Source organism: Novosphingobium sp. BL-S-20 (assembly GCF_055521635.1).
In genome coordinates, this window is record NZ_CM145494.1 from 3176728 (window position 1) to 3191926 (window position 15199).

At 61.7% G+C, this 15199-nt stretch carries 14 protein-coding genes; 6 read left to right on the forward strand and 8 right to left on the reverse strand.

Going from position 1 to position 15199, the window contains the following annotated elements; translation table 11 throughout:
• Positions 1-9: 9 nt before the first annotated feature.
• The 6 genes from ACZ1II_RS22630 to ACZ1II_RS22655 all read right to left on the reverse strand — a co-directional run bounded on the left by ACZ1II_RS22630 (position 10) and on the right by ACZ1II_RS22655 (position 8744).
• The gene (locus tag ACZ1II_RS22630) at positions 10-2430 is read right to left on the reverse strand and encodes a TonB-dependent receptor domain-containing protein (RefSeq protein ID WP_465145792.1); all 2421 of its coding nucleotides are present in this window, start codon (positions 2428-2430) and stop codon (positions 10-12) included.
• A 249-nt stretch (positions 2431-2679) separates the two neighbouring features.
• Positions 2680-3663, reverse strand: a complete 984-nt coding sequence (locus tag ACZ1II_RS22635; protein WP_465145793.1) for a FecR family protein — start codon at positions 3661-3663, stop codon at positions 2680-2682.
• Between the two features lie 31 nt (positions 3664-3694).
• Positions 3695-4546 carry an RNA polymerase sigma factor gene (locus ACZ1II_RS22640; RefSeq protein ID WP_465145794.1) on the reverse strand — a complete coding sequence of 284 codons (852 nt, stop codon included), beginning with the start codon at positions 4544-4546 and terminating at the stop codon, positions 3695-3697.
• Between the two features lie 672 nt (positions 4547-5218).
• The gene (locus tag ACZ1II_RS22645) at positions 5219-6643 is read right to left on the reverse strand and encodes a PAS domain-containing protein (RefSeq protein WP_465145795.1); all 1425 of its coding nucleotides are present in this window, start codon (positions 6641-6643) and stop codon (positions 5219-5221) included.
• A gap of 939 nt (positions 6644-7582) precedes the next feature.
• Positions 7583-8437, reverse strand: a complete 855-nt coding sequence (locus ACZ1II_RS22650; RefSeq protein ID WP_465147369.1) for a transglutaminase family protein — start codon at positions 8435-8437, stop codon at positions 7583-7585.
• Positions 8438-8486: 49 nt separating this feature from the next.
• Positions 8487-8744 (reverse strand): GlsB/YeaQ/YmgE family stress response membrane protein, encoded by a 258-nt coding sequence (locus ACZ1II_RS22655; protein WP_465145796.1) that lies wholly within the window; start codon positions 8742-8744, stop codon positions 8487-8489.
• A 319-nt stretch (positions 8745-9063) separates the two neighbouring features.
• Between ACZ1II_RS22655 and ACZ1II_RS22660 the strand changes: the two genes are divergently transcribed.
• The 4 genes from ACZ1II_RS22660 to ACZ1II_RS22675 all read left to right on the forward strand — a co-directional run bounded on the left by ACZ1II_RS22660 (position 9064) and on the right by ACZ1II_RS22675 (position 11819).
• Entirely contained in the window at positions 9064-9648 is a 585-nt protein-coding gene (locus ACZ1II_RS22660) for a DUF4142 domain-containing protein (RefSeq protein WP_465145797.1), read from the forward strand.
• 88 nt (positions 9649-9736) lie between these two features.
• The gene (locus ACZ1II_RS22665; RefSeq protein WP_465145798.1) at positions 9737-10159 is read left to right on the forward strand and encodes a ferritin-like domain-containing protein; all 423 of its coding nucleotides are present in this window, start codon (positions 9737-9739) and stop codon (positions 10157-10159) included.
• 59 nt (positions 10160-10218) lie between these two features.
• Positions 10219-10605: a PRC-barrel domain-containing protein gene (locus ACZ1II_RS22670; protein WP_465145799.1), complete on the forward strand. Its 387-nt coding sequence runs from the start codon at positions 10219-10221 to the stop codon at positions 10603-10605.
• A gap of 146 nt (positions 10606-10751) precedes the next feature.
• Positions 10752-11819, forward strand: coding sequence for a sensor histidine kinase (locus ACZ1II_RS22675; RefSeq protein ID WP_465145800.1), 1068 nt, complete (start codon positions 10752-10754; stop codon positions 11817-11819).
• A 331-nt stretch (positions 11820-12150) separates the two neighbouring features.
• On the opposite strand, the gene ACZ1II_RS22680 is transcribed toward ACZ1II_RS22675, so the two are convergent.
• Positions 12151-12474, reverse strand: coding sequence for a hypothetical protein (locus ACZ1II_RS22680; RefSeq protein WP_465145801.1), 324 nt, complete (start codon positions 12472-12474; stop codon positions 12151-12153).
• Between the two features lie 59 nt (positions 12475-12533).
• A complete protein-coding gene (locus tag ACZ1II_RS22685) occupies positions 12534-13082 on the reverse strand; it encodes a TetR/AcrR family transcriptional regulator (RefSeq protein ID WP_465145802.1) in 549 nt (182 codons plus the stop codon).
• Between the two features lie 109 nt (positions 13083-13191).
• On the opposite strand from ACZ1II_RS22685, the gene ACZ1II_RS22690 reads away from it, so the two are divergent.
• Positions 13192-13980, forward strand: a complete 789-nt coding sequence (locus ACZ1II_RS22690; protein ID WP_465145803.1) for an SDR family NAD(P)-dependent oxidoreductase — start codon at positions 13192-13194, stop codon at positions 13978-13980.
• 55 nt (positions 13981-14035) lie between these two features.
• A complete protein-coding gene (locus ACZ1II_RS22695; RefSeq protein WP_465145804.1) occupies positions 14036-15130 on the forward strand; it encodes an alkene reductase in 1095 nt (364 codons plus the stop codon).
• The last annotated feature ends 69 nt before the right edge of the window (positions 15131-15199 follow it).

A 15199-nucleotide genomic window follows, 5' to 3' on the forward strand; every position in this document is an offset into this window, starting at 1 on the left:
AAAAGAACTTTACCATTTCTTGAACACCGTAAGACTGAGGACGCGGCCGAAGGGCGAGTAGTTGGTGCTGTCGTAGGGCGTGTCGGTATAGGCCCGGACCGCGATGGGGTTGGGCTTGTCGTTGAAGGCGTTCTGGATCGAGGCGATCACCTCGATCCCGGCGAGCAGGGCGCTTCCCCGGTTCGCGTGATCCAGGCGCGCGTCGTTCCGGTCCAGGTGATAACGCAAGGTCAGATCGACCGGCGCCATGGCGCCGATCCGGGGTGCGGAAACCGAGCGGACATCGCGGACCGGCCCGATGTAGTTGACCGCGGCGAGCAGGGAAAACCGCTCGTCGCTCCACCCGACCTCGCCGCGCGCCCGGTAATGCGGCGGGTTGAAGATCGTCCCGGCCATCTGCGTGACCGCCTGCCCCGCCGCGATCTGCTGCCTGCTCTCGATGTAGCTGCCGTTGAAGGCGGCACGCAGCACGCCTCCGCCCAGATCGAACCGATAGCCGGCCAGCACATCGACCCCACGTACCGTCTGGCGCCCGGCATTGATGTTGGAATTGTCGACAATGGCGATCACCGTTGCCGGATCGTAGGCGGCACCGGAATAGTTGGTGAAGGTTGCTCCTCGCGCCAGCGCGTCTGCCTGTTCGTCCGGGTCTGGATCACGCGTGACATAAGGGGCATAGATCGCGTTCGACAGCGACTGCGCGGTATAGGGGATCGGCGCAACGATCCGGTCGCGGTAGCGAATGTCGAAATAGCTGATTTCGAGTTTGAATCCTTCGAGCGCCCTGGGGTGAAGGTCGAGCGTAGCCGACCAGTTGGTCGAGCGTTCTGGCCGCAGGTCCGGATTGCCGCCCGAGACCAGGAGGGCTGTTCCGCCGCTGCTTCCGCCCAGCGCCGGGGCGGCGTAGAGGGAGACTGTCGCGGGCCGGAATTGCTCATAGAGCGTCGGCGTGCGGTACGAACGCCCCCAACTGCCCTTGACCGAAAGATCCCTGGTCGGCGCGTAGATCGCCCCGAACTTCGGAGTGACGACCGAGCCAACGCCTGGGTAACGCTCGTAGCGCGCGGCAAGGCTGACATCGAGCCGCTCGCCGAGCGCGGCAAGCTGACCCTCGCCAAACACGGGAACGGCAAGCTCGCCGAAGGCATAGTAGCTGTCTTGCGAAGCCTCGATCGAGGCGCCGGGCGTCGAGCCCATTCGCCGGAAGTCATTCCGACGATATCCTCCGCCGAGCGCGGCCTTCACGCTGCCACCGGGGAGTTCTACAAGTCTGCCGGTGCCGGAGAGCTCGATATTCCGCGTCGTGTTGCGATAGACTCCGGAGCTGGCTTCGGTCCGAACCCCGCGAATGGTGTTCACACCGGCGAACGCGGAGCGATTCCAGCCGTAGCTGCCGCCCAGCGTCGCCAGCCAGTCGGAGGGCAGCGCAAGGGTCAATGACGGTGCAGCGCCCCAGGCCTCAGACCCACGCGCGAAATCGACGCGGCTGACCGCAAGATCGCCGGACGCATTGAGCGGCAAGGTCTGTTTCCACCAGCGCTTGTTGTAGAGAAGGTCGAGATCGAACGTGAGATTGTCGGCGAGATCCTGCCGCAGCACCAGCGCGGCATTGTGGTGGCGCAGGTAGGGTGCCAGCGTGACGCCCGGTGTTCGCGCCTCGGCATAGGAGCGCCGATCCGCTTCGATCGCGGTGGTCCGCGCGAATTCATAGGAGGCGAGCACGCTTCCCGACTGCCAGGTCCTTCCCGCCGTGGCGCCGTACTGCTGCTGGAAATTTCCGCCGTCTGTCGAACCGGCCAGCCGCGCGCTCGTCTCGAGGCCATCGAAACGCCGGCGCAGGATGATGTTGGCGACCCCTGCCACCGCATCCGAACCGAACAGCGCCGAGGCCCCGTCCGGAACCACATCGATGCGCTCGATCGCACCGAACGGGATGGCGGAGACGTCGACCCCCTGGGTAACGCCGGCGTAGCTCATACGCCGACCGTCGAGCAATGTCAGCGTGGCATCGCTGCCAAGCCCCCTGAGGTTGATCGAGGATCCGCCGTCGAGGTCGACGCCCCGCCCGCCCGGAACGTTGTAGCCCACGCCCGCATTCTGCCCGCCGCCGAAGTTCTGGGGGATGGCGCGCAGGACATCGGCAACGGACGATTGCCCCGCATCGCGCATCGCCTCGCGTTCGTACGTGAGGGTAGTCGAGGCAATGGCCGCGCCGCGAATGCGCGTTCCCGTGACGACGATCCCGTCACCGGCCTGCCCGTCCGCTGCCCGCCGGCCGATCACGAAGCCGGACCCACTTGCCCTCGCCTTCAGTCCGGTCCCGACCAGAAGCACCCGAAGCGCCTCCTCCAGGCTATAATCGCCGTCGAGACTGCGCGCACTGCGACCGGTGACCTCAGCGTCATCGGCGCTGATGTTGGCAGCGAACACCTTCCCGAGCTCGCGAAGCGCGGCAGGCAGCGGCTGCGCCGAAATATGGACCGATTGTCGCTCGGGTGCCCCGGCACTTGCCTGAGCCTCAGCCTGCGCCTGCGCTGTGATCGGGGCACAGCATGCCATTGCGGCTGCAGTCAGGCTGCAGCACGCCAGAAAACGGTAATGCACTTGGTGACCTCCATCCCGAAGAACCGCTGTTCGCTGGATCCTTCATGACGGGAACGGCCCCCTGTCGGATTTACCCTACCGCCTTTTTTGATTTTTTTCCGGGGCCGGGAGAACCAGCGCCAGAGTGCCGTCATCCCGCGCTTGCGCCGCCAGGCCGAACGTCTGCGCGGCCTGCCGGGCAAAGGCGTCCGGATCGGAGCGCCGGAAGGAACCGGTTATCTTCATTCCCGCCGGAACCGCACCGTCGATAACGACAGGGATTGGACTGGTGCGGTTGAAGGCGGCGACGGCATCGAAAAGATCCAGACCATCAAACGCGATCATGTCGCGCGGCCACTGCAGGGCCGCGGGGATGATGGCACGCGGTCTGCCGAGCGTCCCGCCGGCGATAGAGACGCCTTCCCCCGCCTTGAGATCAACACCGTGTCTTCCTGCATGGAGGCTGCGGACCTCGACCGCGCCTTCGAGAAGCGAGACATCGGCGGCGGCGCCCGGCAGGAGCGCGACGTCGAAGAGGGTTCCGTGCGCCACGACGCTGCCTCCGCCCGCCTCGACGAGGAACGGCCGTCTCGTTTCATGGGCAACCGCAAAGCGTGCCCGGCCGGCAAGCAATCGCAGTCTCCGTTCCCCTTCGTCAAACGCCACCTGCAGGCGCGCGCCGCGATCGAGGGTAACATTCGAACCGTCGGGAAGCGTGACGGTTCGCGGGGCCTTATCCATTGCCGCCGACTCGAGCCGAGGAGAACCGGACTGTGCAGCGAACCTGCCTGCGCCCTTGAACGCCAGCATGGCTCCGAGGCCGACCGCAAGGAATGCCGCTGCAGCCCATGTCCAGCCCGGCAGGGTGATTTTCCGGCGCCCCAAGCCTTCGAGACTGCGGCGCTTACCCGTCGCGGTATTGGCCAGGAACATGGTCGTGTCCCAGGCGCGCTGCTTGTCTTCGTAGGCCTGCGCCCGCGCCGGATTGCTACGCCAGGCCTCGAAGGCGGCGCGCGATGCGTCTGCGTCGGGCCCGCGCATGCGCGCGAACCAGTCAGCCGCTTCCTGCTCTATGCTCATCGCGGCACCGGCCCTGCTCCCGCTGCGATCGTCACGGCTTCAGGTGCCGGGACACATGGGCGATCGCCTTGCTCATATGCTTCTCGATCGCCTTCACACTCAGCCCGGTCCTTGCCGCTATCTCGCCATAACTATAGCCGTCGAGCCGGTGCGCGAGAAAGATCTCCCGGGTCCTGGGTTTCAGACGGGCCACGATCGCCTCGAGGCGCACCAGGGTATCCCTTGCCTCCAGGGCCGAAACGGTATCGAAACCCTCGAGTTCATCGACCGCATCATTATGAAATTCGGCGCAGCGCCGGACGGCCTGGCGCGCCTCGTCCCTGATGAGGTTGAGCGCCGCCTGCCGCAAGTACGCAGCCGGGGCGACGACTTCGAGCGGATCATCCCTTCCCCGTCCGGCAAGCCGCATGAAAAGCTGCTGGACGATATCGGCGGCGCGGTCCGCCGAAGTATGACGGACCGCAAAACGCAGGAGCCGGTCGCGGTGCGCATGGTAGAGCCGCTCGAGCCAGTCGGGATCGCGCCGGACAAGCCGGTCCTCCGGAGGCAGGGGCTCGCCCTCGCAAACCACGCGCGATTCCGGGCAATCGTCCGATGCCCTCTTCAGCCGCATGGCGATGCCCTTTCGGCAACGACCGCAGCCGATCCATCCCGCAAGGTGCGGAAGCCCTGGTTGCCCATCTTCATGGGCTTTCTCCATACGGAGTTCGCCCGGCCTGAACCGAACGAAACCAACGTTTCGAAATCGAGTACCGGCGCCTTTAGCCATGACGGCCTGGACATTCGCGCCAGCGGCCCGGATGCTTTCGCGCCGAGCGATTGTTCCAGGAGGGGGTTGGCTCACCTCCACGCCGGCAAGCAGCGCGATCTCCAGCTTACGCACGGATCGCCGCATTGCAAGCTGAGCGAATGCGGGACCCGGACATGAAGGTTCGATGCTTGAGCAAAGGCCGGGATCTTTAGCCGCGAGCGGCTTGGACATGCATCCCGGCATCCCGAAGATTCCAGCAGGCCGCGATAAAAGCAGCTTCATGGAATATTGATCGCCGCGAAGACAAACTATCATTTCAAGCCGGAAGCCCCGGTTAAAAGATTGAAAGCCAGCCCGACGCCGGAACCGTTTTGCCCCAGGCTAGCCTTGCCAGCGTCATTACGGCGCTGCGGACGGCCTGTCCCATTTTGAAGAATCTCGCGGCCGCGCGTGATGGCCGCGCCCAAAGTGGTTGATGCGTCCGCCCCGCCTTGCCGACACCAGGCTGTAAGGGACCGGATTGATCGCCGGGCACAGGTCGGGCGTAAAGATGGAAGGTTGTTATCGGTTGCCGGCCGTGATCGGCATGCCGCCGAGGTCGGCGCGCTTGTGGATGATGGCATGATTATGAGCGGGCTGCCAGAGAGCCGGCCGGTGGCAGCAGCCCACATTGCTGGTGGCCGCCTTCTCCGGCGGCCAGAGCATCGCTCAGCGCATCGCTGCTCGTGTGACCGTCGCCAAGCGATTGATCAGCCAAGAGATGTGAGGGCGCCAACGGTGATGGTAAGGCTACGCTAAAGCGCGTCAGACCAGGGAAAAAACCGCTTTGTAGCGGAAACCATCGGGCCGGAATTCGGTCTGCGCAGATCCGCCTTCTGCTGAAGCGACGCCGCGAAGATAGCGCAGTCCAAACCCGCCACTGTCTGTCTGAGCGGCCGGGATCACATAGCCCTGCTCATTCCAGTCGATCAGGATCCTATCCTCCCCCATTGTCGCATCATGGCCCCAGGTCATGGATATCCGGCCTTGCTGGCTCAATGCTCCATGGGAAAGGGCGTTGGCCACAAGCTCATTGAGCATGAGTGCGAGTGAGCCGGCTTTTGCTGGGGGTGTTGCAATGACTGGTCCCTCCATGGTCAATACCGGGAGCTGGGCGGGTGGAATCGCCTTGCCAATCACCGCCATGACCAGCTTTTCAAACGATACCGGCTGCCACGAATTCGAAGCCAGGATATCGTGAGCCGCCGAGAGCGCACGCAATCGACCTTCGAATGCCCTTCTCGCTTTTTCCGATCCAGGAACCGAACGGAAGGTCTGATTGGCGATACCCTGAATGATGGCAAGGTTGTTTTTGACGCGGTGATCCAGTTCATCAATCAGGGCGGATTGTCTTTCTTGAGCCTTCACCTGCGCGGTCACGTCATGTCCCTGGACGAAAACCCCTGAAACCGTACCTTCCGGCGCGACTATCGGCTGATAGAAAAGGTCAAAGAAGCGGTTCCCCGTATCTGCGGAGGGTTCCGCACCGAACTCCAGCTTGACCCCCGTTCCGATAAACGGCGCGCCGCTCGCCGCAACCGCATCCAACTGCGCTGCAAATCCATTGCTGCTCCATTCCGGCAATGCGTCAGCGAGACGTGCGCCGATGAGGTTATGGACGCCGCGCAACGCGCGGAACGCCCGATTGGCCAATACAAAACGATGCTCGGGTCCTTCGAGGATAGCGGTAAAGCCAGGTGCCTGATCGAAAACATCCCTCAGCCACTCAGCCTCGCGAGCGAGATCGAAATTTTTCGCCTGCACGGCCTTTGCTCGGTCAATCAGTCCAGCCTCGTCGCGAAGCCGGCGTAGCCCACGCAATTCTGTGACATCAACGGTATGTTGAAGGATGTATTTGACCTCGCCGTCCTCGTCGAGTTGGGGCGTATGCGTTGCGCTCCAGAAGCGTTGCTCCATTCCTCCATTCGGCGTTTCGATATCGTATCGGATATGAGCGATCTCGTCGGCTTGCCGGGTCGTCAGGACACGGTCGAAAGATGCCCGCAGCAGCTTATGGCTGTCCGACAAATCGGGGCTTGGAAAGGCCTCGAATATGCCCTTCCCCAGAAGCTCCGAGCGTTCGCGCATCGTGGCCTTCAGATAGGCATCGTTCATCCACGAAATGACCAGATCCCGATCGATCACGATGTAGGGGTTTGGCGAATGGGTGAGCAAGGCTTCGAAGTTCATGGAAGAAAAATGCCGCTTGAGGCCGTAAGGTCCCGGGCAACTGCAGAATTTTGCGCGTGTTTGCAATCCGCATCCCGGTAGCTGCAAATGTCAGAGCTAAATTTCGCGTTCCGACGGAGGTAATTGTCGCAAGATCGGCCCGGAAACTTGCCTCACGCATGCGCCTAGCCTGATTAACTCGGCTACGACCGAGGTGGAGAGGGCCTTGCGTGTTCCCGATTACCAACTTGCTTCGCGCGGCCCCCATGTCGTCAAAAGGGGCGAAACCTTGCCCTTTTCGTATGTCTGCGTGCCGACAGCGCGGTGCGAGGTTTCGCCACCATCACAAGGAGCAGGTCCAATTCGCTCAACGTCTCGGGCATGCGCGGGAGCCAGCCTTCGCCGCGCCAGGCATCGAGGGGCGCTCGACCGATCGATTGGTGGTGGCGCACGTTGGAGGTCGAAATGATGTAGCGCCCGATTGCAGCGTCAAGCGCGGCAAGCGAAAGACGATGAGGTGATGTCGGCCTGCCATTGCGAAGGTTGCCTGGGAGTTCAGTGTTGAACGTCCGAAACAGGCACTCGAACTTTCTGCTACCTTGTGGGCGGGCGATGGCTGAGGAGATCAGCCGTATGCGCAGATCGACGGCCCCTTGCTCCAGATGCGTGCTTGTGAAATCCGAGACATGATCGACAAGAAGAACTTCGGGGAACCCGCGCTCGGGCCAAGCAGGATCTGCCTTTCGCCAGATCCTTCATATCGACAATGATACGCGTTCGTTCACGGCGAGCTTCGCGTTTTTCCGCGGCAAGGGCCACGGCGCCCCATGACTTGGCCGCCTTCTCGGCCACGAGGCATTCGGAAGTGAGATGAACCTCATATGGTGTGTGACAGGCAAATTGCCATGGGCGAAGGTCCATATCGCTAGGCAGCGCTGCGATCCGCGACGTAAGCGCTTGTCAGTGCAGATCTACTTTCACAGTCATGTGGTCCAGCATGTCCGCAGGTCCCCCGTAACTTCCGCTGACCGGCGTCACCTGGAGAATCTCACGCCCAACGGCTACCGGCACAAGGTTGAAGCCACCGACGCTGCGATTGGTAGGATCGAAGGTGATCCAGCCGGCGCCAGGCACAAAGACTTCCGCCCAGGCATGGGTAGATCCACTCGCATGCCGGCCGATGAGGTTTTCCAAACGATTATCGAGGTAACCAGAGACGATCCGTGCGCCAAAACCAAGGCCGCGCGCTGCTTCGACGAACAGCACCGCGAAATCGCGGCATGATCCCCAGCCACGGTTCAGCGTCTCCAGAGGTGATTGCGTGCCTTCGTCGTCGCGAGCCTGATAGGAGATCCAGTTCGGCATCCCGGCGTTCAAATCCTTCAGAAGTGCAAGTGTATCGGTAGGATTTCCACCGACGAACGCTTGCGCCCAATCCCGCAGCCGATGGGCATCGTCAGGATACTGCATGACAGTCAGACTGCCGAGATCCGTCCAGTCGTCGTCGCTGTATCGAAACGGATAGTTGATCGCGGACGTGGCGATGTCGAATATAGGCCAGGCGACAGCGCCTGTCCTGAGCAGTGATCGGCTTTCGATGATCAGACTGTCGGTCATGGCCACAAAAGTTGCGGTCGCGACCATGTTGCCCGCCACATCGCTTGCCCAGGAAATGCCTGCATCGGGCGTGATGTCGAGATCGAAGGACACAAGTCCGATGTCATGCCCTTCGCGCGGACGCAGCATCAGTCGATGTGGCCCAAGCTGCACCTGCTGGCGATAATGGTAGGATGTGCGATGCCGGATGGCCAGCATGGTCAAATGGCTGCCATGACGCCCGCCAGGACGACAAGGGTGAGGGGTGTCAGCGTATCGATCCGCGGCGAATAAGATTGACGATTGTGAGGAGGATAACTGCCCCCGCAAGCGACACCAGGAATGTAAGGAATGTGAGCGGCGCATTGTTGATGTCGCCTTGCGCGAAAGCCAGGCCCCCGATGAAGGAACCGATAATGCCGACCACAATGTTGAGGATGATGCCCTGCTGTCCATCCGTGCGCATGATCACGCTTGCGAGCCAGCCGATGATGCCGCCGACGACGAGCCACATGATGATTCCCAAAATCCTTCTCCCGTGATCCAGAAGACGATTTTGGCCACGTCGGCACATCGCAACCGGAATTGCACGAACCATCCAATCGGCATAATTGTTCCAAAACTTATACGCCTCACACTAAACAATATTATTATTCAAACTTATCAGCATTATAGCCGTAATTTCCAAATAAAGGCGCAATGTTTAAAACTTTATTTGATGTGGATCGTTCTTTCATAGCTCCAAGCGAATGCTTTTCATCCTGGAACATGTGCTTGCAGTCATATAGCAAACGTAGATTTTATTACCGTCGTCAACGGCATTTGCGTTTGCGAGGAACATCAACATGAAGCGTGTAATGATCTCCGTCCTGATCGGAACGGCAATGCTCGGCGCCCCCACGGTCGCCCTCTCCCAATCAACCATACCCGCAACGACAGGTAGATATTCCAGCGGTGATGTGGGCGTCGCGCCAATCCATGGCCTCGATGGCCCGGCCTTCTTGGCTGCAGCATCCGACGCCAACCAGTTTCAGATCGCTGCAAGTCGGCTCAGCCTCACACGCTCGCAGCGCAGCGACGTCAAGGACTATGCCCGGCGAATCATCTCAGAGTCGCAAACCTCCCAGCAGACGCTGCTAGCCTCGCTGAACAACGATCAGCGCAGGATCGCCCGACCGACCACCCGATTGTCGGCCGAACGCGCCTCGATGCTGAAGATGTTACGAAGCACGCCTCGCGGATCGTTCGACAATCTCTATCTCACCCAGTCCGCACAAGTTCAGCAAGGCAATTGGGCTGCCTACAAGGGCTATGCCGAAGATGGCGTTGACCAGTCGCTCAAACAGGTTGCCGGAAACGGCGTGCCGATCATCGAGCAGCAACTCCAGCAGGGCGGTGCGCTGCTGCCATCGGCCCTCTCGGCAAATTGAGCGCCATAATGAGCCGGGCCCATTCCCTCAGGTTCCTGACGCTGCCCAAATCAAGGATACAGACATGAATAACAAGCATGACATTTCGGTGCTCAACGGACTGATCGCCACGACTTTCGATAGCCTGAAAGGCTTCGAGGATGCCGCCGCCGAGGCGAAGAGTACGCGCTTCGTCGACCTGTTTGCAGGTTTCGCGCGCGATCGCAGACAGGTCGTTGCTTCCCTGCAGGCAGAAGTGCGCGGACTGGGGGGTGACCCCGAGGATAACTCCAGTTTCCTGGGCGCGGCTCATCGCATCTTCATGGACCTCAAGCACGCGTTCGCCGGCAAGAGCGACAAGGCAATCATCGACGAAGTCGAGCGCGGCGAGGATCATATCAAGGCAAAGTTCGAAATCGCGTTGAGGGACACCGACCTGCAACCCGCAACACGGGATATCATTCGCGACGCCTTCGCCTTTGTGAAGGCCGGGCACGACCAAACCAGCACTTTGAAGCACAGTCTCGTCTGAGAATGTCCGGTCCGGGGCGGCGCCTGCTGCCCTTGGCTTTCACTGAAAGGAGCCAAGCCATGGACACCAATGCAGAAGCACCAGCCGCGCCCGTCGGCGCGGCTGCCCTGATCTCCGCCGACGACATTCGCGGCAAGGCCGTGCATGGCCGCGACGGTGACAAGCTGGGTACGATCGCCAAACTTGTCCTGGATGAGCGGACCGGGCAGATCGCCTATATTATCCTGTCCACCGGGGGATTTCTCGGATTGGGGCAGAGCTATCACCCCATTCCCTGGTCGGCTTTTCGCTTCGAAGAGACCGAGGGCGGATATGTGGCGAGCATCGACAAACGAATGCTGGAAGGCGCGCCGAGTTTTCGGCCGGATTCAGCACCTGTATTCGATGAAGCCTATGGCCGGCGCGTGACCGACTATTACCGGGCCGCGCCCAGGAGCGCCGACTGATCCGGACGAGCCTTGCCCGGGATAGGGGACATTTGCCCGTCGTCGAATAGATGCCGGGCTTATACGTGATCGGTGCTATGGTGCATCTGCCAGTCCCTGTCCTCCTGGAAGGAGTGCCGGATTCGCAGTTTCCCGGAATAGCTTTCATGATTGCGAGCTTTCCGGTTTCCCCGGAAAGGGGCATCATCATGAACCGACCTATCCATCCCGATGTCGCCCAAGGTCTTGCGCTGGCGATCCTGGCCTCCTCCGCCGCGCCCGCGTTGCTTCTCGACGGGGATTTGACGGTGATCGCCGGCAGCGCATCTTTTTACCGCACTTTTGGCCTTGATCCGCCGAATGTCAGCGGACAGTTGGTGTTCGCACTCGGCGCAGGCGAGTGGGACGTGCCACAACTTCGCTCGTTGCTCGGCGCCACCCTATCGGGCCATGCCATGATCGACGCCTATGAGATGGACCTGAAGGGCATGCCTTCTCCGCGGCGCCTCGTTCTGAGTGCCCAGAAGCTCGAGTATGGCGAACCGGAACAAGTTCGTCTGCTCCTGACTATCTCCGACGTAACGGAGGCACGGCTTAGCGAGAAGCTCAAGGATGACCTGCTCCGCGAGAGGGCTATCCTGCTCCAGGAGCTTCAGCACCGCGTCGCCAACAGTCTCCAGATCATTGCGAGCGTGCTCCTACAGAGCGCGCGGCGGGTGCAGTCGGACGAAGCGCGCGGACATCTCCACGATGCGCACAATAGGGTCATGTCGATCGCCAGCCTCCAACAGCAACTCGCGGCATCGCGGTTGGGCGATGTCGAACTGCGCGGCTATTTTACCCAGCTATGCGAAAGCCTCGGCGCCTCGATGATCCACGATCATGACAAGGTGTCGATCGCGGTGACCGCCGACGGGACCAGCGTGATTGCCGATATCTCGGTCAGCCTCGGACTGATTGTCACCGAACTGGTCATCAATGCACTCAAGCATGCGTTCCCCGGGGGACGCGATGGAAAGATCCTCGTCGATTATCACGTGCAAGATGTCGGCTGGACGTTGTCGGTCAGCGATGACGGCGTTGGCACGCCCGAGATGCTGGTCGATGCAAAACCGGGCCTCGGCAAAAGTATCGTCGACGCTTTGGCCAGTCAGTTGCATGCGACCGTTGAGATCGAAGGCGGATACCCGGGGACGATCGTTTCGATCACGCATACAAAATTTCCATCGTCCTAACGCAGCTCTCGCGGCGCAGGTCGAGATCGCACAGCACGAGATCACCTACAGAAAGCCGGCCTTATTCCATGACATCGTGGCGTCCCTTGGCTGGAGGTCCAGTCGCGCGACGTAAGGGACGACAATCCGTTATGGAGCCTCAGGGATAGCGGCCGTTCTGCTCTTGAGGAAAGCAAATCAGCGATTAAGCGAGCGGGAAGGGTCGACTGCTGTCTCCGCACGACAGCCAGCTATTCCTGCGACCCGGCTCCGATCCGGACATTCGCCTAACGGCCATTTTGAAATTCTGGAGATGCCGAGTCTGCAGGCGAGTCAGTCAGCGAGCTGCGCTTCACGACAAGTTGCGGATCTCAGATAGATGCCGGCGTGGTTGGGCCTTGAAGCGCGTAGCGAGTTCGGGGTCGCCGACGAAGGCATCGAGAAAGCCGTGCCAGGTCTGGGTGGTGCGACGTGCCTCACGAAGCATATCTGACAATTCGTCGACGCCATCGTCGGTGAGCGCCGTAATGGTCTCATCGGGGCCAGTGTAAACGCTGATGATGCTGCCGTATGTCAGATTGTCGCCGCTCCAGATGATGGCTTGCAACAGCTCCACGTCCTCGCCGAGCATTTCGGCAGCATAGGCCAGTGTGTGCACATGAGTGATCGTGGCCATCAGGCCACCTCTGCCAACGATACCAAGGGCACCCATTTCCTCTCCATCGCGACAACAATCTATCTGACGCTGGCGTCAATCCATGCCCGCGTTTGCGCGAGCACCTCGTCCGACAATTGTGGGTCGTCGACCGCTCGCGCCAGGATGACGGCGCCAACCATCGCTGCCCAACTTCCAATCGCAGCGCGGCGCTTGTCGGGTGCGGGCAACCCCGGCAGCGACTGTTCGATGCGCGAGATTTGCGTGCGCAGCCCCTCCGTCATGGCGGCTTTCGCGGCAGGCGTCTGATGGCGAATGGCAGCGGCGAGCCCCGCTGCCGGGCAACCACCGCCCGGATTGTCCCGGTGTCGTGGGGCCAGGTAGGATTGCACGAAGTCGCTGAACGTTCCGTCTTCTAAACTGTCCGCTGCGAGCGCGTGCGCAAGCGCCTGCGCCACCAGATCGTCCTTCGAGCGGAAGTGCCCGTAGAACCCGCCATGGGTAAGGCCTGCCGCTTTCATCACCTCGGCAACGCTGACCGCCTCGAAGCCCTTGTCCTTGAACAAGCCGCTGGCGACCTCGAGAATCCGGGCGCGGTTTTCCGCCATTTTTTCTCGGCTGACCTTCATGTCAAAAATTTCTCCTTCACCGCCGTTGACATTTAAATGATGGTCATCATATTTAACCAATCATGATCATCGTCATGAATATAGGGCCTGAAACAGAAAGAGCAATCCGATGAGCGACATTCCTGCAGTTCTGATCACCGGTGCCTCCCCCGGCATTGGCGGCACTTACGCCGAGCGGTTCGCGCGGCGCGGCCACGCCCTGGTGCTGGTCGCGCGCAACGCGGCGCGGATGGAGGCGCTGGCGACCCGCCTGCGCCAGGAGACTGGCGTCACGATCGACATTCTCCCAGCCGATCTCACCCAGCCAGCGGATCTCACCAAGGTGGAGGCCAGGCTGCGTGAGGATGCAAGCATTGGAATCCTGGTCAACAATGCCGGGACGGCGGTCGGCGGAACCTTTGTCGACCAGAGCGTCGAGGACATGACCAGGCTCGTGTCGCTCAACGCAACCGCGCTACTGCGCCTTTCCAAGGCGATCGCGCCGCGTCTGGCCGAGGCTGGCGAAGGAGCGATCGTCAACATCGGCTCGGTCGTCGGCGCGGCCCCCGAGTTCGGCATGTCGGTCTATGGCGCGACCAAGGCCTTCGTGCTGTTCCTGTCGCAGGGTCTCGCGCAGGAACTCGGGCCGAAAGGTGTTTACGTCCAGGCAGTGCTTCCGGCGACGACGCGCACCGAGATCTGGGATCATGTCGGCGCAGACGTCAATGCCATGAACAACGTCATGGAAGTGGGCGATCTGGTGGATGCGGCCCTGGTCGGCTTCGACCGCCGCGAGCCGGTGACCATCCCGCCGCTGCACGATGTCGGGCAATGGGATGCGTTCGACAACGCGCGCAAAGCGATGGTCGGCAACATCGTCAACGCCCTGCCTGCCGAGCGCTATCGCACGCCCGCCTGAGTACCACGCCATTCCCAAGTCTTTGTTGCAACAGCGACCACATTCCAGGTGCTTCATGACCAGCAATACGCTTTTCGAACCCTACACTCTCGGCGCCATCCCGCTTTCGAACCGGATCGTGATGGCACCACTCACCCGCAACCGCGCCGGTCCCGGCCTGGTGCCCGGTGACCTGGCCGCCAAATATTACGCCCAGCGCGCTTCGACCGGACTGATCATCTCGGAGGCAACACAGGTCTCGCAGCAGGGGCAGGGCTATCAGGACACGCCCGGCATCTATACCCGTGACCAGATCGAAGGCTGGCGCAAAGTGACCGCGGCGGTGCACGAAAAAGGTGGTCGCATCGTCCTCCAGCTCTGGCATGTCGGCCGGATCAGCCATGTTGATCTCCAGCCTGACGGTGGCCAGCCGGTCGCGCCCTCGGCCATCCGCGCCGAGACCAAGACCTTCGTCAACAACGCCTTCGTCGAGGTCTCCGAGCCCCGCGCGCTGGCGATCGAGGAACTGGCCGGCATCGTGGAAGATTTCCGCCAGTCTGCTGCCAACGCGATCGAGGCGGGCTTCGACGGCGTCGAGGTGCACGGTGCCAATGGCTATCTGCTCGAGCAGTTCGCCAAGGACGGGGCCAATGTCCGCACCGACGCCTATGGCGGCTCGGTGGAAAACCGCGCACGGCTGATGCTGGAAGTCACGGCTGCGGTGGCACAGGAAATCGGGGCGGCGCGTACCGGCATCCGGATTTCGCCGGTCTCGCCCGCCAACGGCATTTCCTGCAGCGATCCCCAGGCGCAGTATGACTATATCGTCGACCAGCTTGAAGCGCTCGGCATCGCCTACATTCACGTCGTCGAAGGTGCAACGGGTGGCCCGCGCGACATCGCGCACTTCGATTACGGGTCGCTGCGCCGCCGCTTCTCGAAGACCTACATCGCCAACAACGGTTACGATCTCGGCCTTGCGACCGAGCACGTTGCGGAGGGCAAGGCCGACCTGATCGCCTTCGGACGGCCGTTCATCGCCAATCCGGATCTGGTGGAGCGGCTGCAGAGCGGCGCGCCGCTCGCCGAGATCGACCCGGCTACGCTCTATGGCGGCGGTGCGGCGGGCTACACCGACTATCCCCGCTTCACCGACACTTCGAGCACCTGAGCCTGCGGGGGCCGTGCCGCGGGGCGGCCCCCGGCACACCCGTCGTCCTCATTCCCCGACAACCAACGG